The sequence below is a fragment of the Candidatus Poribacteria bacterium genome (assembly GCA_021295715.1).
GTDB lineage: Bacteria > Poribacteria > WGA-4E > WGA-4E > WGA-3G > WGA-3G.
Window position 1 is genome coordinate 47,191 of record JAGWBV010000040.1, and the last position, 19,601, is coordinate 66,791.

At 49.0% G+C, this 19,601-nt stretch carries 14 protein-coding genes and 2 tRNA genes; 3 read left to right on the forward strand and 13 right to left on the reverse strand.

The window, feature by feature from the left end:
* Positions 1-101 precede the first annotated feature (101 nt).
* Positions 102-905, forward strand: coding sequence for a phytanoyl-CoA dioxygenase family protein (locus tag J4G07_11605; protein ID MCE2414643.1), 804 nt, complete (start codon positions 102-104; stop codon positions 903-905).
* On the opposite strand, the gene J4G07_11610 is transcribed toward J4G07_11605, so the two are convergent.
* From J4G07_11610 to J4G07_11670, 13 genes are all read right to left on the reverse strand, one after another.
* Entirely contained in the window at positions 902-1,339 is a 438-nt protein-coding gene (locus tag J4G07_11610; GenBank protein MCE2414644.1) for a Rieske (2Fe-2S) protein, read from the reverse strand. The genes J4G07_11605 and J4G07_11610 overlap by 4 nt on opposite strands.
* Positions 1,340-1,638: 299 nt before the next feature.
* The gene (locus J4G07_11615) at positions 1,639-2,745 is read right to left on the reverse strand and encodes an amidohydrolase (protein ID MCE2414645.1); all 1,107 of its coding nucleotides are present in this window, start codon (positions 2,743-2,745) and stop codon (positions 1,639-1,641) included.
* Positions 2,746-2,787: 42 nt separating this feature from the next.
* Complete coding sequence (locus J4G07_11620) at positions 2,788-3,858, reverse strand: amidohydrolase family protein (GenBank protein ID MCE2414646.1); 1,071 nt, start codon at positions 3,856-3,858, stop codon at positions 2,788-2,790.
* Positions 3,859-3,884: 26 nt separating this feature from the next.
* Positions 3,885-3,957 (reverse strand) — tRNA-Val (locus J4G07_11625).
* A 163-nt stretch (positions 3,958-4,120) separates the two neighbouring features.
* On the reverse strand, positions 4,121-5,662 hold the full coding sequence (locus tag J4G07_11630) for a sigma-70 family RNA polymerase sigma factor (GenBank protein MCE2414647.1): 1,542 nt from the start codon (positions 5,660-5,662) through the stop codon (positions 4,121-4,123).
* The gene (gene dnaG / locus J4G07_11635; protein MCE2414648.1) at positions 5,662-7,500 is read right to left on the reverse strand and encodes a DNA primase; all 1,839 of its coding nucleotides are present in this window, start codon (positions 7,498-7,500) and stop codon (positions 5,662-5,664) included. Before dnaG ends, J4G07_11630 begins: the two co-directional genes overlap by 1 nt.
* Positions 7,501-7,629: 129 nt before the next feature.
* Entirely contained in the window at positions 7,630-10,047 is a 2,418-nt protein-coding gene (locus J4G07_11640) for an endonuclease MutS2 (protein MCE2414649.1), read from the reverse strand.
* Between the two features lie 167 nt (positions 10,048-10,214).
* Complete coding sequence (locus tag J4G07_11645; protein ID MCE2414650.1) at positions 10,215-11,237, reverse strand: PD40 domain-containing protein; 1,023 nt, start codon at positions 11,235-11,237, stop codon at positions 10,215-10,217.
* Positions 11,238-11,287: 50 nt separating this feature from the next.
* Positions 11,288-12,391: a tetratricopeptide repeat protein gene (locus J4G07_11650; protein ID MCE2414651.1), complete on the reverse strand. Its 1,104-nt coding sequence runs from the start codon at positions 12,389-12,391 to the stop codon at positions 11,288-11,290.
* Positions 12,392-12,434: 43 nt separating this feature from the next.
* Positions 12,435-12,506, reverse strand: a tRNA-Gly gene (locus J4G07_11655).
* 167 nt (positions 12,507-12,673) lie between these two features.
* Positions 12,674-13,141, reverse strand: a complete 468-nt coding sequence (locus J4G07_11660; protein ID MCE2414652.1) for a redoxin domain-containing protein — start codon at positions 13,139-13,141, stop codon at positions 12,674-12,676.
* A gap of 120 nt (positions 13,142-13,261) precedes the next feature.
* The gene (locus J4G07_11665) at positions 13,262-13,936 is read right to left on the reverse strand and encodes a DUF1080 domain-containing protein (GenBank protein MCE2414653.1); all 675 of its coding nucleotides are present in this window, start codon (positions 13,934-13,936) and stop codon (positions 13,262-13,264) included.
* Positions 13,937-14,022: 86 nt separating this feature from the next.
* Complete coding sequence (locus tag J4G07_11670) at positions 14,023-14,790, reverse strand: hypothetical protein (protein MCE2414654.1); 768 nt, start codon at positions 14,788-14,790, stop codon at positions 14,023-14,025.
* 772 nt (positions 14,791-15,562) lie between these two features.
* Between J4G07_11670 and J4G07_11675 the strand changes: the two genes are divergently transcribed.
* Together J4G07_11675 and J4G07_11680 are read left to right on the forward strand one after the other, a co-directional pair.
* Entirely contained in the window at positions 15,563-18,232 is a 2,670-nt protein-coding gene (locus tag J4G07_11675; GenBank protein MCE2414655.1) for a hypothetical protein, read from the forward strand.
* 15 nt (positions 18,233-18,247) lie between these two features.
* Positions 18,248-19,561 carry an asparagine synthetase B gene (locus J4G07_11680; protein MCE2414656.1) on the forward strand — a complete coding sequence of 438 codons (1,314 nt, stop codon included), beginning with the start codon at positions 18,248-18,250 and terminating at the stop codon, positions 19,559-19,561.
* Positions 19,562-19,601: the final 40 nt, after the last annotated feature.

Genomic DNA, 19,601 nt, shown 5'->3' on the forward strand with positions numbered 1-19,601 from the left:
CTATTTTATTGCTTAGTTTTCAGTCATCAGTTTCCAGGAGTCAGTAACAGAACGGATAAATAAACGAGATCGCAAAACTGGACGACGGAGGCAATACATAGATGGGAATTTTATCGAAGGATCAACGTAAACAGTGGAAGACAGACGGATACCTCGTTTTGAAGGGGGTGCTCTCTCCTGAAGAGCTCCAAGCATTGAGAGCGACGGTAGATGAAATGGATGCGGAATTTCGGAAAGGTGAAAATGTCACTGCCGATTCTGTTTTCGACAAGCGGAATGTGATGGAAGACAACGACATTTTTGTGGATATGATGGATCATCCAGTAACGTTTCCGATTGTGCGTGAACTGATAGGCGATTACATCCAACTGAGTATGTCTGAGGTCATCGTTCGACCACCGAACCCGAAGGATCAAGGGTATCTGCATACGGACGGCGGACAGGCGATGCGAACGATTCGGGTCAGCAGATCGAGTTCACCCCTACAAGTCAAAATCCATTATTTCTTAACGGATCTTGATAAGACAGACAGTGGAAACTTTACCGTTGTGCCGGGGAGCCATAATCGGACGTTTCCAGAAACCGGGGTCAAAGATGGCCCCTATATCCCTGAAGCCGTGCAGTTGCGTGTAAAAGCAGGTGATGCCGCCGTCTTTCCGCACGCGTTGTGGCACGGTGTTGTCGCAAACCGCTCGGAACACGCCCGGAAAACGCTTATCTACTGTTACAGCCATCACTGTTTCCGTCCATTTGATTACGAAAAGGCAACACCTGAACTGATGGCGCGATGCACGCCACGTCAGCGCAGGTTAATCGGAGACATCGGGGATTGGAGACCGGGATCGTATTTCTATTCGCCGGGTGATCAGGAAAAATTAATCGACGGGTTAGAAGAGAATAGTTAGTCGATTTCAATCACAACATATTGTTGTTCCACGGTGACAGGAAAGGTGTCGGCGACATAAGGACCCTTTTCGGCTCCAGAATTGGATGCCTCGATGTTCTCACCGCTCTCGACGTGGACTTCGTATTTTCTGACGCGTCGTTGTGCGGGACTCCACCAAGATTGTCCTGTTTTGATGTCGAATTCCCAACTGTGCCATGGGCATCGGAGAATTTCACCGTGGCGGGTGTAGTTATAGGTGCCAGGCACAGGGGATTCTAAAAATCCAGTGACCAGCCCACTGCACAGGGGGCCGCCTTGATGTGGGCAGCTATTACGGATAGCGAAGTACTCGCCATCAATATTAAAAACACCGATGGAGCGTCCGCCGATTTCGACGATTTTACGTTCACCGGGAGGAATTTCGTCTGGGGTTGCGACTACGTATTTAGGCATGTGGTTGTTAGGGAGCCGTCAGCAATCAGCCATCAGCGGTCAGTAAGAGTCGAGAGCATAGGAAAAACACTCGTTCCTACAATTGGTTATTGGTTTTCGGTTATCAGTAAGAGTCGGGATTCGGAGATCCCTCCTACAAGCGTTTACGAGTTGAAAACTTGGAAGGATGGAAGGGCGGAAGATAGTGGACACAGTGTTTCTTCCAGCCTTCCTGCTTTCCATCCTTTCTCAAAACCTGATATTGGTTTTCTGATATTGCTTCATCAAAGTGCCTACCTACTTTAAGAGGGAAGCTGCCACTACAGTTTATCAAATGCGTAAAGTTCGCGGGCGTTCTCTGACAGGATCTTGCGACGCAGTTCCGGTTTCAGGAAACTGGGCAAAGCGCGGTCGGGAGAATCAAAATCCCAATGCGGGTAATCCGTGGCGAACATGAGCTTATCGTCCATATTCATCTGCTCCAGCATTTGCTCGAAATACTCGCGTTTCGGCGGTTCTTCCATGGGTTGTGTGCTCAGCCAGAAATGATCTCGGATGTATTCCGAAGGTTTCCGTTTAAGGTCTGGCACTTCCGCGCGTAACTTCTCCCATGTGGCATCGAGTCGCCAGATAAGCGGTGGGAGCCATGCGAATCCGCCTTCAATAAGGACGATCTTGAGGGTCGGGAAACGGTCAAATACGCCTTCAATGACGTAACTGATGACTTGGGTATGGAAGGCTTGCGGCATACCGCCATGGTCTTCGATGTAATAAGAGGGCCACCCGGCGCCTGATATGGGACCCTGATTGCCGCCAAAGTGGATACCGATCGGTAGATCGTACGCAGCGGCTGCCTCGTACATTTTCCAGTATTTTCGGTTTCCAAGCGGGTCTCTCGTCCGCGCGAGCAGCAATATCTGAACAAACGCTGGATTTGGACCGCAGCGATGGATCTCCGCAGCAGCGAGGTCCGCGTTCTCATAAGGAACGACGATAGATGCCCGGAGACGCGGATCCGGTTCAACCCAGTCGGCGACCTGCCAATCGTTGACTGCGCGTGCGAGTGCATCACCAAATTCAATATTTAACTGCTCACCCACGGGCATGAGTGGGTTCAGCACGCCGTACTCAATGTTGAATGCGTCGAGGAGTTGTTCCTGCATGAACGCTAAATCTGCACCGGGAGAGACACCTGACGGGGGCCAAGCATCCCGTCGTGCGGCATTCAGGAGCGCGCGCGGATAATAGCCGCCGATGCGGCCCTTGAGACCGAAAGTCTTGTAGTGCTCCTGCCACCGCTCGGATAGATAGGGGGACAGACCTCCGGGTGGGATAGAGTTATGGATGTCGCAATCAATAACAGACTTTGCAATATGGGCTTGCGAGCTGCGCCCTAAATTAGAACGTTTCGGCGTTGTGTTTTGCATTGCGTTTTTCTCCAAAAGACTTAAAAAGTGAAAACGGATTGACTAAAGTTGATAGAAGACACGTGCGTTCTCGTGTAGAATTTTACGAGCAAGTGCACCGGGTAGATCTGCTGGGAAAGCCTCGTTGGGCGTATTGAACTGCCAATGCGGATAATCTGTTGAAAACATTAACATCTCATCGGATTCCAATTGCCCGATAATCTGAAGAAGTTGCTTCGGTGTCGGTGGCGCATCGATAGGTTGTAAGGTAAACCGAATGTGCTTGCGCATGTATTCAGACGGTGGACGTTTCACCCACGGTGTATTGTGTCGGAGACCTCGCCACTCTTTATCGATCCGCCACATCACAGCCGGAAGCCATGTAAAACCACTTTCAATCAGAACGACACGCAGGTCGGGAAACTGGTCGAAAACGCCTTCCGCAACGAGGCTAATCACCTGTGCTTGGAAGACCTGTGTCATCCCACTATATTCCTCTAACAGTGTCGAGGGCCAGCCAGTTGCAGAGGGCTGATTACCGGGGGCACCGCCGTAATGGATGCCGATCGCGAGATTCTTGCGGACTGCGGCTTCGTAGATCGGATGGAAAATGCGGTTACCGTAAGGGGTACGTGAACGAACAGGGAGAATCACTTGAACAAACCCTGGATGATCGCCAACTCTCTCAATTTCCTTCACAGCGAAGTCTGGAATTTCGCTCGGAATCACAAGTGAAGCACGGAGTCGAGGTTCAGGATCAAGCCAATGTTCTATTTGCCAGTCGTTTACCGCCTGTGCGATAGCTGCAGCGAGGTCGGGTTGGTGAATGCTTTGCACACGATAGGCACAGTTGAGAATACCGTATTCCAGATTCCAAGCATCAAGCAGGTGTTCACGGACATGTTCGAGATCCAAGTCCCACGGAGACGGCGCATCCGGATGTGTTGTTAACGGGGCCTGACGCGGATAATCATTGGCATCGGGACCTCTAAAGCCGGAAGTGCTACAATAGTCGACCCAGAAATCAGACATGTAAGGAAAAAGCGTCTGTAAGGTTGGGACTTCGTTATGGATGTCGCAGTCAATTGCCTTGACCCCTGCTTGGACGAAATTCGGGGTATCCTTACTTTCCATCTACCTCTCCTCGGTTTGACAAACAATGGGGCGTACTGGATTTGAACCAGTGACTTCTACCGTGTGAAGGTAGCGCTCGTACCCCTGAGCTAACGCCCCACGTAAACCTAGGACCAGCCGGTTATGAGCCGGCGGCTCTGACCACTGAGCTATGGGCCCTTTTCAGTCAATTTTCGTGTAGAAATTATATCATATTTCACATTAAAAATCAAATATTTTAAGAGTCATCAGTTATCAGTTATCGACCGGTTACTATTTACCCTTAATGAACAAAATCTCGGAGTTTTCGGCTGCGTCGGGGGTGTCTTAACTTCCGAAGTGCTTTCGCCTCAATTTGCCGAATGCGTTCCCGTGTTACTTCAAAGATATTGCCGACCTCTTCAAGCGTCCTCGGATAACCATCTTCAATCCCAAAACGGAGAGAAATTACCCTTCTTTCGCGTTCATTGAGTTCGGAAAGGACTTCCTGAATCTGCTCTTTGAGGATATTCAACTCGGCTTCTTGGACAGGGGACGGAGAATCAATATCCATAATGAAAGCACCGAGTGGGTTCTCATCCTCTTCACCGATCGGGGTATCTAAAGAGGCTGTTTCTGGGGCGACTGCCAAAGCTTCATTGACCTTATTGGTGGAAATCCTGAGATCGGCGGCGATCTGTTCAGCTGAGGGTTCAGTGCCTAACTCCTGTAAGAGTGAACGTTGCACACGCTTAATTTTGTTAATGCGTTCGTGCATGTGGACAGGGATACGGATCGTGCGTCCTTGGTCAGCGATAGCACGTGTGATACCTTGCCGAATCCACCATGTGGCGTAGGTGCTAAATTTATATCCGCGCTGATAATCAAATTTGTCCACTGCCCGCATCAAGCCGATATTTCCCTCTTGGATTAAGTCGAGAAATTCGAGTCCCGATGCGCGGTGTCTATGTTTTTTGGCAATACTGACAACCAGTCGGAGATTCGCTTCAACAATCGCCATTTTTGCGTCTTGTGCCTCGGATTCACCCTTGTCAATCTGCTGTGTGAGGGTCCTGAGTCGTTCTCGCGGAACGCCTATTTCGGTCATGTGCTGTCGGATATTGCGTTGTAACCGAACAATGTGTATGTATGCGACTTTTGTTGCATCGCTTTTAAACTGGCGATCCGTTCCGTTACTGCCGTTGAGCCATTCATCGGGGATATTATAGGTCTGCTGAAGGTGCTGGATTTCACTTTCCCAAGTGCTAATCTGATACTCGGCTTGTTTGACCAGGTCAGAAATCTTGCTAATTTCCTCTCGGTCAATTTTAAGTTGATCGAGCGTCTTAATGAGATTGGTCCGGGTTTTCGATTTCGCAGAGGTTTTCCCACCGTTTTTAGCAGCGGAAGGCGGGGTAGTGGTGAGACGTTCCATCTCCAAGTTTTCGAGTACACCCAACGCCTTCTTGACCTGTTCGCGTAATTTGCGTTCCTTATTCTGTGTCGAGGTGCTCGAAACAGGCATATCAATAATATCAGAGGCGCGCTTTTTAGCCGTGACGATTTTATAGAGAAGTTTCCGAACTTCAGTGATGGCAAGTGCTGTACCGAAGGTCGCTTCATGAGCCGTGCGATGTCCCGCCTCAATCTGCTTCGCGAGTTCCACCTCTTGTTTCTTATCAAGGAGATGAAATTTCCCCATCTCGCGCATGTACACCTTCACGGAATCGTCCGTGTAACTTGTACCCGCTGCAGCGATTTCTGCCATTTCGTCTTCGTATCCGAGTTCATCGTTGCTCTCGGTATCCAGGTAATCAAGGGTAGGATGATCTTTAAAATCCACCATCAACTTCCTCCTTCATTTGAGTTTTCCCCGTGAGTGTCCACAATATCGTTATTACGTAAGGCGCGTCTTTGGTTCGAGAGTTTCACCAATTCCTCAAGAGTTTCTCTTTCATCTGCCCCCTCAGCGAGTGCGTGCGATCGAACACGCTGTTCAAGATCTCGCAAAAGGAAATGCCGTAGTTTTTTAAGGCATCCGTCCACCCGTGCCTGTAGTAGGTTCGGTGGCGGTGTTCTCTGTAGAATTATACTTGAAATAAACGCACTGAGTTTTTCATCAGGGCATTCATTGATGAGGGCTTGGATATCTACAGTCTCGTCGTCTGTACAACCTTCCCACAGCAATTGTGCGATGCTAACAAAATGAGGTTCCGTGAAACTCTGATAGTCAAATTGAGATTTGACATTAGAGATTAACGCTGGGCTTTGGATTAATGCTTCAATCAATTGACGTTCAATTTGTGCGCGGGGTGTCAATCGTTGGTTATTTGTTTTCGTTCGCCGCTGCTGATCGGAAGTAGAGGTCTCCTTAAACCCCATGTCTCGCAATTCCTGCCAAAGTACCGATTCCTCCACATGGAGTTCCCTTGCGGTGTATTTGATGTATTCGCTCCGCTCTACCCGATTCTTGAGATTTAGGAGCGTCTCAACAACCTCTTTGACGACCTGTGTTTTCACATCAATCCGATGAATGTCCTGCCGTTGGATGGCGGCTTGAATCTGAAATTCGATGAGATTTATCGCTTTGTCCGTGAATTCTGTGAACGCTGGTGCTCCATGTTTTCGCGTAAACGAATCTGGATCTTCGCCTGTAGGTAGCAGCGCAATACGCACCCGCAACCCTTCTGCAAGGAGTCGGTGCAATCCGCGTTGTGCCGCTTGGAAACCGGAGGCATCTCCGTCGTAGACAATGATAACTTCGGGAGCAAACCGCTTCAGTAGGTTCGCATGATTTTCGCTCAACGAGGTCCCAGAGGACGCTACGACATTCTCAATTCCGGACTGAAAAAGCATCAAAACGTCCATATACCCCTCTACAAGAAGGACATGTTGCTTTTTGTAGATAGATTGGCGTGCCTTGTCGAGATTGTAAAGAATATTACTCTTATCGTAGAGAACTGTCGCCGGAGAATTCAGATACTTCGGTTGATGTTCTTCAGAGAGCGATCGTCCACCAAAACCGACGGGTATGCCGCGTTCATTGTTAATCGGAAAAAGCACCCTGTTCCAAAAACGATCCTGTGGACCCCGATCTTCGTCACGAATCAGTCCGGCATCGATGAGTTGCTGTATCGTAAAACCTTTATCTGTAGCGACTTTAATAAGATCACGTCGTCCAGACTTGGCATAGCCCAACTCGAAGGAACGGAGCGTTTTCAATTGGACACCCCGGTGCTTGAGATACTGCCTCGCCGACGCACCCGCCCCATCAACCAGAAGTTGCTTGTGGTAGTGTTCCACAGCAAACCGGTTGAGATCTTCCAAAGTTGTGAACCTTTTTCGGTTCGCACTCCCCCGACTATCTTGGCTCGGTAGGTCAATATTCAGCCGACCCGCTAACCACTCTACCGTCTCAATGAAGTTCTTACCTTCATGTTTTTGCACAAAAGAGATGACATTGCCACCCGTTTGACATCCAAAACAGTAGAACATCTGCTTTTGCGGTGAGACCGTGAAGGAAGGGGTCTTTTCATCGTGAAACGGGCAGAGTCCCTTGTAATCTCGACCGGCAGGTCGCAGCGCGACACCGCACTCGGAGATGACTTCAACAATGTCGCTTCGACTCCGAATCTCATCAATTGTTTCGCGTGGCACAGGGGCTCTTGTCTGCGGACTTTTCACGGTGAATCTGCCTCTAATGTATTAAGGTAAACCTATTCTTTCAAACCCAGTGCGGTTGGAAACCGCACCTACCAGTATGGTAACCATCAACGGTTAGGAACCACATCTAATGGCAACTTGCTTAATATACTACTCCTTGAATGTAACGATGGTTACGCCCTCACCGCCTTGGCTGAGTGGCGCGAACTGGTACTTGGTTACATGCGGATTCCCACGCAACTCGTCATGAACGGCTTTTCGCAATGCGCCGGTGCCTTTGCCGTGAAGAATCCGAACTGTCGGGAGACCCGCAAGATACGCATCATCAAGATACTTATCGGTCAAGTCTAACGCCTCTTTTACAAGCAACCCTCGGATATTGAACTCACTACTGATTGTATTGGACTTACTATATTGAATATCGAGTACAGACGTTGATAGGTTTGATGTTTCTTTTTTCGGGTGGACAGAATCGATTTCGTGGTAGGCAGCTTGCGTTTGCATATTCCCTACCAGAATCTGAAGTGGCGTTTTACCGCGCGGTTTAATAGCCGTGACTTCTCCAAATCGGTTAAGCTTCTTGACTCTGACCTTATCACCGACGTTAACTTTGAGTTTCGGTTGGTTAGATTGTTTTTTCGGGGGTTCTTTTTTCAGTGATTTTTTCGCAGCCTCTATCTCTGAAAAAGCGTTTCGGATACTATTTTTAGAGGCTTGTTGTTTCCGAATATCACCGACGAGTTTCTCTACGGTTTTGCGTGCGTTGGCGACGATGTCGCGAGCCTCGCTCTCAGCCTGCTGTTTTAAGGTGTTCCGTTGTGTTTCAAGGGTTTGAAGGAGGTGTGTATGTTTCTCGGATGCGACCTCAGCTTCTCGAATCTTATCGTGCAGGAGTGCGCGTTCTGTTTCCAATTCATCTTGTGTTTGCTGCAAACGCACGAGAAGGTCTTCAACCGCCACGTTATTATTGCCTAAATGCGTTTGTGCTTCATCAAGAATGTCAGAAGGGATTCCGAGTTGCGAGGCGATTTTTATGGCATTGCTACTTCCGGGTATACCTATCTGGAGTCGGTAGGTCGGACGTAGGGTCGTCCAATCGAACTCCATTGAAGCGTTTTCCATAGTTTGTTGTGTATGGGCATACGCCTTGAGCGCGCCATAGTGCGTCGTGACGATGGTATTTACTTCTCTATCACCGAGCCAATCAAGGAGTGCCATACCGAGAGCCGTCCCTTCGCTCGGATCCGTTCCAGCACCGATCTCGTCCAGCAACACAAGTGAGTATTCAGCATGCTCGATTTTCCGAAGCATCTCCGCAATCTTCGTGATATGTGAGGAGAAGGTACTCAAACTCTGTTCTATGCCTTGGTCATCGCCGATGTCAGCAAAGATCTGGTCGAAGATAGCGACCTGACTCCCGTGTTCCGCTGGAATATGTAAGCCGGATTGTGCCATGAGCGTCAGTAGCCCGACTGTTTTGAGAACAACAGTTTTACCACCGGTATTCGGACCCGTGATAACCAGCGTATTGAACGTTTTGCCGAGATGAACGTTTGTCGGCACAACATCTGTCGGTAGATCCGCGCTTCTCTCCGAATCGGAATCTGACGGACGCTCGTTCTGAAGATGGAACTCCAACAAGGGGTGCCGTGCTTCAATTAATTTTACGACACCGCGGGTATTCAATTTCGGTTCGACAGCGTCTAACGCCAAGCTAAAACGTGCCTTTGCGTTCAAAAAATCGAATTCCGCTAACAGATCGAGCGACAGTTCCAATTCGTGTAGGTTATTTCGCACGCGGTCGGTGAGGTCGAGGAGGATGCGTCGAATTTCACGGTGTTCGGCTTCAGCGGCTTCATGGAGCGCGTTGTTCATCTGGACGATTTCCAACGGTTCTACGAAAAATGTAGCACCGCTTGTGGATTGCCCCTGAACGACGCCTCGAAAAGATGAGCGTGCTTCCTGTTTTATTGGAATGACATACCGATTGTTTCGAGAGGTGATGATCTGTTCCTGAATTGCTTTCTGATGCTCCGGTGAACGCAGCGTCGCTTCGAGTTTTTGGTGTATATTTTCACGAAGGCGCGACAATTTCCGACGGATGGTGCGCAACTCAGGGCTTGCGCGATCCAACAACATTCCCTCAGCATCGATGCAATGACGGATCGCCTCAACTAATTCTGGAAACACCGGCAGTGCATCGACAATGGCAAAGAGATTGGGAAATTCCTCTCGATCGCGTTTCTTAAAGGTACGATGGATGTCTTCGGGAATCTGTGCGACCTTTCGGACATCAAGAAGTTCCTCAGCATCTAAAAAGGCACCTGTCTTCGCAGCATGGGTTAGCGATTTGCGGATATCCTTTAAACCGTTCAGCGGGATTCCACCGTAAACTTGATGAAAGAATTTCGTTTCACTGCACAACGTGAGTAGATAGCGGACTTTATCGACATCAGAAGAGGGCGCGAGGGTGTCAACACGCGCCGTTCCGAGTTGAGAAGCGGTGTACTTTTTCAAAAGTGCACGAATTTTGTCATATTCTAATGCTTTTTCAACACTGGCTAACACTTTTTAATTGTTCCTTGCGGTTCGGTCAGGTGGGTTTGACAGATAAAGTGCCTCTCCGTAGACCCGCCTGCGCCGTTGTTCCAGGCTACGTTTTTACTTATACCTTGCGGAAACCTTTATGAGGCGAAACCCTCTTAACCGACGGCTGATGGCTGACTGCTGACTGCTTAATAATTCTTGTGCTTAAGGTTACCCCATGTCGTGACTAACTTCTCTTGCGGTTCAACCGGCAATATCTGCCCATCCCGCAACCAAGCAATGACAAAAACGCTACCATCTACCTCGACGATGACTTCGGTTTCTTGGGTAGCAAATTCATAGAGATAGATGGAACCCCATCGAGAATACGCTATATAGTCTCCTTCAGGTGCCCAATCTGCCCAATACCCGGTGGCTTTGTCCACATCAAACAGTGTCTCAATTGCTTTGGTTTCAACATCGATTGTGCAGAACGTATCGAACTCTCTGTTCCATCTCAGGAAGAGGATGCGTTGTCCATCGGGTGCCCACACAGGATAGAAATCTTTATGGAGTTCGGTCAAAATTTCTATCTCTTTGGTTTCAACGTCTAAGAGGTAGAGGTATTCCAACCAACCCGGTCTCGAAAGCGAAAAGGCGAGTCGTTTGCTATTCGGCGACCAGGACATTCCCCAAAATGAGTAGGGCCATCCTTGGTGTGGCACTGCTGTCATGGCCTCCATCTCTCCGGTCTCGATATCCATTACCCAAATCTGGTTTTCTTGCGGAAGCTGGTTTATCGTCCAACCGTTGAAAGCGAGTTTTTTGCCATTGGGAGAAACCGAAAGAAACCGATACGTGCCAGCTGATGGCGTAATGAGTTTCTTGTTCTTGGGATTTTCGGGATTCACGGAATAAACATTAGAGTGCCCAGCGTCCCGTTGGATGAAATAAAGGAGATCTCCGTTCGGACCCCACGAAGGATACATACCTTTGAGGTTCAGGGCGGTCGCTCTAAAATCCTTAGTGCCTGTGATTGATGTCGTATAGAGATTCCAATCGAAGCGTCCGAGATTTTCATCGAATCCGTTGACTGCATACGCCAAGTTTCCTGATAGTGCAGCTTCACCCAACGATGCAAAAGGGATGAGGGTTAAAAAAAGTGCTCCCAAAAGAATAAATCCAACGGTTTTGGAAGCAAAAAAGGGCGGACGACAATATTTATAAAACATTATTGCTGCTCCTTAATTAAGGATAGAAAAATTGTTGGTAAAACTACAAATTATTGGGCAGTCCCAAGGCGTTTGTAATGGAGCAGCGCGTTCTCATAGAGGCGGCGACTTAACCCCAGTTTTTCAAGTTCAACAACCGAAGCGTAACTGTAGAGTGCTGAGCTTTCTCTCCCTTCGTCGTCGGCACGGCGGGCGTTTTGAACGTTATTGATGAGTGCGATTGCTTCTTTTTCAAAACTTCCAATCTGCTTTCGGAGTTCCGTGGACAATCCACCTTGAATGTCTTTGTTGACTTTGTAGGTGCGAATCGCGTCGGTGTAGGCGACATAAGCGTCATAGTAACGCTTTTCGTTCTCCAGTTTTTCCGCATTTGAGAGATCCAACGTTTCACCCATGGCAGCGATAACAACTTTTGCGTCTTCAATGACTTCAAGGCTTTTTTGAGCAAGTCCTGCTTCAAGTGTCGTCCGGAATTCATCCAAGATCTCTTTATATGCGGCACGCGCGCTCTCGGTGTCCCCCAACTTTTCATAAACAATTGCCTGATTAAATTTGGCTTCGGCAAGCACAAATTTCCGGATCTCTGGTGAGAGTGCTGGTGTCGGGGGGAATGCTTTTGCCTGATAGGCATCAACGGCTTTTGCGTAGTCGCCTTCCTGTTCGTAGGTGTTGCCTATTGCCTTCTGTGCGTACAGGCTGTACATCTGATTTTCGGGTTGATGGTTCGCAATAATCTGTTGGAATTGTGAACGTGCTTCTGCGTAGTTACCCTGATAATAGAGTGAACTTGCGTATTGATACCGTGCTTTGTCAGCGAAAGCGGTATTCGGATATTTCTCAAAGACCTGTTGAAGTTGCGTCTGTGCGGTTGGGAGAGATTCCTCACTTTCCGCTAATTTGTCGGCATCAAAAAGGCTTTCCTCGGTGGTTCGATAGGTTTCCGTGGCTTCACGCAGTGCCATCGTTGCTTCGGCGCGACTGTTTTTCTGATTCTGATAATATGCCGCATAGCCGGCGACAGCAATAATGACTACCCCCACCGCAATAACGATGGTTCGCAGATTCTCTTTCAGGAACTGGTAGATTTTCAGAAGCCCTTCAATAAATTTATCTTCTTGGATTTCTTCTTTCGTCAATCGTTGATCTCGTGCCATGGATTTCCTCAATTTTTGGCGATTTTTTCAGTCAAACTATTTAAGCGGGTGACGGGAATTGAACCCGCGACCCTCAGCTTGGGAAGCTGACGCTCTACCGCTGAGCTACACCCGCATTAATGGTATTATACCATATCCTTTCGGCGTTGTCAATGTTGTGAAAATAAAATGAAAAGCGGGCGTTGGCAGGGTAGAGAATCGGGGTTTGAAAGTGTCGCCAGATGCCCGCTTTTCCGTAGGTTGAGGCGCGCGGGGCGTGCAGTCCCGGTTCCTCTGGAATGTCTATTGCAATTTGTCCAGTTCGCCGAGAACTTGCGCAGCTGACAACGTATTGTCGGGAGGTGCCGCTTCGACGTGTTTGAAGGCGATATTTCCAGACGTATCAATAATAATGACACCGCGTGTGGTAATACCGACATCTTCGATTGCCATACCGAACGCCTTAGAAACCGCAAGGTTCATATCTGCGAGGAGCGGGAAATCGACACCACCCAGCACTTCACTCCATGCCTTATGGGCAAACGTTGAATCACGATTGATTGCGATGACTTCAGCGCCTTTGGCTTGAATCGCCGACAAACTTTCGTTGAAATCTGGCACCTGTTCAGCACAGACCGGGGAAAAAGCGAGTGGATAGAAAAGCACGACTAAATTTTTGCCTGAATAGTCGCTCAATGAAACTTCAACATCTTCTTGGTTGACTGCACCTGTAAGCGTGAAATCCGGTGCAGCACTTCCTACATCTGCCATGAAATTCCTCCTATGTGCGCTTGAAAAACGCGTCTAAATCATGAGAGTTTTCTTTTATCAAACTCACGTTATGTTATATTCACGTTAGGGACGTTCATTTGGTTACTGAAACGCGTAAGTTTATTTTCTCTTTAAGGCTGCCCATGATGTTGCGAGTTTCCCTCTCGGTTCAATTGCCGTCAGAGAGGCAGTCGTAGAACCGTTCACAGCGACATCATCGAAACTCGCTTGTGTATCCCATGTCCAGACCCCGACTTGCCCAACGGGATACGCGTCATCAAAAAAGACACCCTGTTCTATATCGTTAATAGCAACCGCGATGCGACTGCCTTCAACGACAACGCGGAGTGTGAACCACGCATTGCGCGTAATCGTCAGTCCGATAGGTTCAATGTCGTGTTCGATTTCATCGCGTGCTTCAAATCCGTCTTTAAAGGCGGTGCTGCGTTTGTGTCGCCACAACTCAGACTTGTTCTCTTTCGGACAGATGAGGTACACATAATACTCAAACTCATTTTGTGCCCGGAAGACGATACCACCCCAGTGTCCGTCATCAACACGAACCTTTGCTTCCAGCGTGTGGTCTGCCCATTCTACGCCATCAACCAATGCCTTCTGGGCTTCACCCCAGCGCATTGTTTGTTTATAGATGCCTTCTTGGACTTCCCAACTGCCGTTCGCGGGCACCCAATCGTGGGCATCGTCGTCAAATGTCCAAACGTGCTCTTCAGCAGTCGCAAGCGGAACGATATAAATACTGATGCCCATTAGAAGGAGTGCAAGTCGAACTTTCATAACGTTCATCACGGTCAGAAACTACCGCTAACCTAATCTGAAATAGGGCGAATCCACTTCGGTTTCGCCCTACAATTAATAAGAACCTATTTCCGTTTAAGTTTTGCCCACTGCGTAGCGAGTTTCCCTTGAGGGTCAACATCGAGCGTCCCGATTTCCATCTCATTCACTTCATCCGCAGTCAACGCGACGGAGTAAATTCGGGATTCTTCAATGTGTGCGTTCAGGTCTCCGGGACCGCCGAGTCCGTTTGTATGCCGTTTTCCCCAAATGATTTCAGCATCACCTGTGGGCCAGGTTTTGATCTCGCCTTTCTCATAACTCCCAAGGCTCTCACCGTTACGGTATCCCGTAATCTTGTAAGTTCCACCCTTATCTTCGTAAGTGAAGGCTAAATAGACCATTTCGCCTTCTTTCTTTTCATTGTGTGCTTTCGGGAAGTCCTCAGTGCGATGGAACCAACTGCTTCCAGACATCCATTGATTCGGTTGGCGTTCCGCATAGACAATCGCGTTAAATTGGTCCTCTGTGGCTTTATCTAACGTGAGTGCTGAGCCTTTCGTTGCGGCGAGGTTGTCAAGAGCAACCCATGTCATCAGGGTTTTCTCTTCAATGTCGGGTCCGCTGTATTCGAGTGCGTGTGCCCATTTTCCGGTCTCAACAATCAGCTGACCGTCTTTGAGCTCGGCACCGTGGAGTGCTATATCGTCCCAGTTCCCGATCTCGTCTTTTTCGCTATCAAATAGCCACCATCCAAGTAGGTTGTCTGCTTGAGCGTCCTGTGCGAAGACTGCCGGTGTAGATAGACCTAACACCAACAGAATAGCACAGATGTAATAGACTTTTACTCTCATTGTGAATTGCTCCTCTTTGGGTTCGGGTTGAGGTTCAACGCGAGTAGATTTCCTCAAGGACAGAAAACAGATTATGCTTCCACCCGCATAGGTAAATTATATACAATTATAACACATCATTGAAACAAAAGCAAATGCTTTTTGGTTGTAGAATAGCTGTCAGGAGTTGGAAACCGTCAGCAATCAGCGGTCAGCAAAAGAACCGAGAGTCAATCGCTGTTAGCCACTTCGGTTTGTAGTAGGGAAACCATTCATTATCTGTTGTTAGGAAGTATTCGCCACTTGCAAATTATATCGGCATGTGTTACCATATAGTAATCTGAGTGCCACGTCTGAATCGGGATAAGTGCGATTGGGGAACAGACGGATCGCTATTCCTACAGCAAGGTGCTCTGTAATTTAAACCATAATTTGAAATAGCATTGTAATAACGTGAGTTTGATAAAAGAGACAAATTCTTGTAGGTTGGGTTGAACGGGAACGAACTCAAGAACGGCATGGGGTAGAAGATGACAACCGACAAATAGAAACCTGAGATGACCAAAACCCGAGTGAAACCCAACGCATTCTTAGACCCATGGTGCTTGGCGTGTTGGGTTTCGCTGAACCTGTCTCTAAGAACAGGCGATTGAAAATTGGCATTCTCAGTATAAACGACAAGAGTTTTGGTCTTTTACCGCTCAACCTAACCTATGTTTACACTTCAATATTTTATTTTCAAACTCACGTTTGTAATAGGAACAGAAAAGAAACGGGCATACAGGAATATAAAATGAAACGATTAATACCGTTACTACTTGTCATTAGCATTGGGTTCATCGGTGCGGTTTTCTGCCAGCAGCCTTCTGCCCAAGAAAACGCCGCTACCCGAAGGATGACAGCCACCCTATCAGGCAGCGTGCTCTGGGAGGGACACGACCTCTCCCACACGAGCGTTTCGGTCTACCGAGACGAGGCACTCAAAGAGTTGTATACCAGCGGGATCCCACAACTCGGCGATGGACGATTCACGATTCGCGTGGAGCCGGGTCGCTACTATATCGTTGCCTACGTTGATGTGGATAAATCGGGACAATTCGATGCGGGGGACGGGTTGGGTATCCTCGGTATCACCGATTGGAACGACCAAGGGCAAGGGTATCGGTTAATTGAAGTAGATAACGGACAGAAGGTTCGAGGTTTAGATATTCCGATAACAGCACGTGCGGCACGTATGAAAGGTGAACTGAAGATTGTTCCTACCTCTCAATATGAACCGAGTCAACTTCAGCAATTCCAAACGGCTTTGCGGACTGCGACATCTGGGTGTCGCGGGACACTCAGGCTCGGTCAAGGTCCTGTGAACCCGCAACAAGCACGCCTCGGAAACCGAAAAGCATTGATTCTCGCGTATACGGATCTATCTTGGAAATATCGCGCCGGTATCGCCCGCGTGACGGATACAGGCGCGTGGGAGTTGAATCTGCTACCGGGGAAGTACTACCTGATGGCAATTGTGGACAACAATGGTACGAACAAATTGGACACAGGCGACGACTTCGGGTTCTTCGGTGTCGAAGATATGCGGAAGCGCGGCGAATTCCCTGAACCCGTGCTCATCTCGCCGAATAAATTCACCGAAGACATTGAGATAGCGATTACGGCGACCTATCAGACCCGCAGAAAGACCTCGACCAAAAATACGAGTATACTGACGGGGCATGTATCGCTACCTGAAGACGCAACCGCACGCGTTGAGGTATATGCCGAATCTACCCTCGTCACACCGATTGCGAGCGGAGAGACTGCGGCTGGTGGCATTTTCCGTATCGCGCTGCCATCAGGGGAGTACTACGTTATCGTTAACTTCGATGCTGATAAAGACGGTAGATACAGCAATGGCGACGGATTGGGCGGTTATGGGACACTGGACATCACGACACAGCCGCCGGCTCCGATCGTCCTGATGGAGGGTGAGAACCGCGACATCGAACTGGTCATAAGTGCGCGTTACGACACGAACGGACACCTGCACGCAGCACCACCGGGCATTGAAACACATATCGAACAGGGCAGGATCGCAGGTCGCATAACGTGGGATGGACATTCCGTTCAGCAGGGCATTTTGACACTCTCTTATAGTCCTGATTTCAGTGCACCTGTTGCCATGCCAATTTCTCTGGCGGGAGACGGTAATTATCAGGTGAGCGTCCTACCGGGTATCTACTACGTCATGGCAATCATGGATGCAAATGGCGACGGAACAACGGGAATTACCGATGGGGTCGGTATATATGGCACGCGGCGTCCGGCGCGCGGTGAACCCACTGCAGTCAACGTATTTCCCGGACACACAACCGCACATATTGACATCGACATCCTCGCCAGTTACATTGATGAAAAGGGGAACATGGCGGAAATAGAAGACGGTGGACGTTGGGAAATCAAAAAACAGCACGGTGAACCTGAAGATATTTTTAGACTCACCCGTAATGGACGCATGAACGAGGAGTGGAAATACTGGACAAAGGGCATCGGTTTTCTCTGGAGAGCCAACGGGGCAGGCTGGGAACTCGGCAATGAAGAAAACTTCACCCCGAAAGATGGCATTACTTCAGGAGACGCACCTACAACCAAACAATTACCAGCGCACATCTACTTTGCTTATGACGATATAATCTGGGGACTTGCCCCGGACGGAACCAATGCGCCATTGGGTGCCGGACACAATCCAACCGTCGCTAACGATGGCACGCTTGTCTTTCAGGATAGGGAAGGAAACGTTATCGTCCGAAGCCGTGAGCAGCTCAACGGTGCACTGCTGCTTGACAGCCGACAGATGGCAAGAGATGTCGCAATATCGCCCGACGCGAATTATATCGCCTATACACGCCCTGAGTATGGAAATCGGAGTCGCGTTATCATCCGACATATTCCGACTGAATCCGAGTTTGTTGTGCCATCAACGGCGTTGCAGAGTTTCACCCCCGCATGGAACAACGACGGCACAGTGCTTGCTTATGTCACAACCGGCACAATCGAAAATCCTGACGATGCCGGAGAAAATCGAAATATTTACGCTTTTGACCAAGTGACAACAAGTGTCGAACCGATTGTGGTGTCTTCTGCTGATGATGCGGAACCGACATGGTCACCCGCGAATCCGAACCAATTGGCATTCACGCGAACGGAAGGCACCTATCAACAGATTTGGCTCACCACCTACTCAGATGTGGGGGTACCGACGGAGCAGCAACTAACGCAAAAAGGGGGTTCGCACCCCGTATGGATACCGCCGCAGGGACGCTGGATCGTGTATGAGAATAATGGACAACTCTGGCAGATTGATACGCAGAACCCGAAAGCAACTGAAGCACCGCTGATGTCCAATGGACAGGTCGTGTTTGGACACGAACCCGCAGTTTTGGGACATGCTTCTCATGCATCATCACGCCCGAAGTAACCCCCGATTTTTACGATGACAAAATTCTTGATAATTAAAATAATATTAATATTGTTCGTGATTGCAGTGAGCGTAAGCAGCGCGAGAGCGGAATGGCTCCTGATACCGATGGAGATTGGGGCACAAACCAACCATCTCAAGGCTTATGGTCTGACCTACTGGGCATTAGAGGTCCCGCGTGAGTACCGATGCTACTGGTGGCTGAACTATCGCGGTGGCGCGTTCGTCCTACCGGACTCTCAAGACGTGCGGATGCGTGCAGCGTTGATGGGTGTCCGCTTTGAACCGATAAACCACGCCGATTACTTGAGTATCAAGGAATCCGTCCTCGAAGGGAGCAACATGGATGAGATTCTATTGGAAAAAGCTCCCAAAATCGCTGTGTACGCGCCATCAGCGGCATCGCCCTACCGAGACCCTTGGGGCGACGCAGTCAAAATCGCCTTGGATTACGCACAGATTCCCTACGACGAAATCTGGGACAAAGAGGTCCAAAGCGGTGTCTTAGAGACAGAGAATTACGACTGGCTACACCTCCACCATGAGGACTTTACAGGTCAGCACGGCAAGTTCCACGCCGCATTTTCCTCGCAGGTGTGGTATCAACAACGGATGTTAATGTTTGAAAAAGCGGCTACTGAAGCTGGATTCCGGCGGGTGGCGCAGCACAAAGGGCAAACGGCACAGATGATCGCAGACTACATCGTCAACGGTGGATTTATTTTTGCCATGTGTTCTGCACCAGAAACCCTCGACATTGCGCTGGCGACACGCGGCGGCGCAATTGATATCGTTGCCCCTGAATTGGATGGAACACCGATTGCTTCGGATGCCGAGGCGCGACTCGACTTTCAGCGCACTTTAGCGTTTGAAAATTTTAGCCTCTACACGAATCCATTCCGATACGAATTCTCAGACATAGACAATCCGAATCCTGATCGGGATGCCCAGAGCGGGGTTGAGGATTTCAAACTCTTTGAATTCGCCGCAAAGCACGACCCGATCCCAACGATGCTCACGCAGAATCACGTAACCGTTGTGCCGGGGTATCTCGGACAGACAACATCGTTTAATATAGATAAGATCCGTGGCTCTGTGACCATCTTAGGACAGGTAGAGGGTAGCAACTACGCAAAATACATCCACGGCAAATTGGGGAAGGGCACCTTTACGTTTCTCGGCGGACACGATCCGGAGGATTATCGGCATCTCGTCGGTGAGGGAAAAATACCGACGAACCTTGATTTACACAAACATTCGCCGGGATATAGGTTAATCCTGAACAATATCCTGTTTCCGGCGGCGCGTAAGAAACCACAGAAGACGTAGGAGATAGCCATCAGCTATCAGCACTCAGCGGTCAGAGGTA

Bases quoted from the DNA above. Each gene is read 5' to 3' on its own strand.
- J4G07_11605 (MCE2414643.1), top strand. From the start codon at position 102: ATGGGAATTTTATCGAAGGATCAACGTAAACAGTGGAAGACAGACGGA.
- J4G07_11610 (MCE2414644.1), bottom strand. From the start codon at position 1,339: ATGCCTAAATACGTAGTCGCAACCCCAGACGAAATTCCTCCCGGTGAA.
- J4G07_11615 (MCE2414645.1), bottom strand. From the start codon at position 2,745: ATGCAAAACACAACGCCGAAACGTTCTAATTTAGGGCGCAGCTCGCAA.
- J4G07_11620 (MCE2414646.1), bottom strand. From the start codon at position 3,858: ATGGAAAGTAAGGATACCCCGAATTTCGTCCAAGCAGGGGTCAAGGCA.
- J4G07_11630 (MCE2414647.1), bottom strand. From the start codon at position 5,662: ATGGTGGATTTTAAAGATCATCCTACCCTTGATTACCTGGATACCGAG.
- J4G07_11645 (MCE2414650.1), bottom strand. From the start codon at position 11,237: ATGTTTTATAAATATTGTCGTCCGCCCTTTTTTGCTTCCAAAACCGTT.
- J4G07_11650 (MCE2414651.1), bottom strand. From the start codon at position 12,391: ATGGCACGAGATCAACGATTGACGAAAGAAGAAATCCAAGAAGATAAA.
- J4G07_11660 (MCE2414652.1), bottom strand. From the start codon at position 13,141: ATGGCAGATGTAGGAAGTGCTGCACCGGATTTCACGCTTACAGGTGCA.
- J4G07_11665 (MCE2414653.1), bottom strand. From the start codon at position 13,936: ATGAAAGTTCGACTTGCACTCCTTCTAATGGGCATCAGTATTTATATC.
- J4G07_11670 (MCE2414654.1), bottom strand. From the start codon at position 14,790: ATGAGAGTAAAAGTCTATTACATCTGTGCTATTCTGTTGGTGTTAGGT.
- J4G07_11675 (MCE2414655.1), top strand. From the start codon at position 15,563: ATGAAACGATTAATACCGTTACTACTTGTCATTAGCATTGGGTTCATC.
- J4G07_11680 (MCE2414656.1), top strand. From the start codon at position 18,248: ATGACAAAATTCTTGATAATTAAAATAATATTAATATTGTTCGTGATT.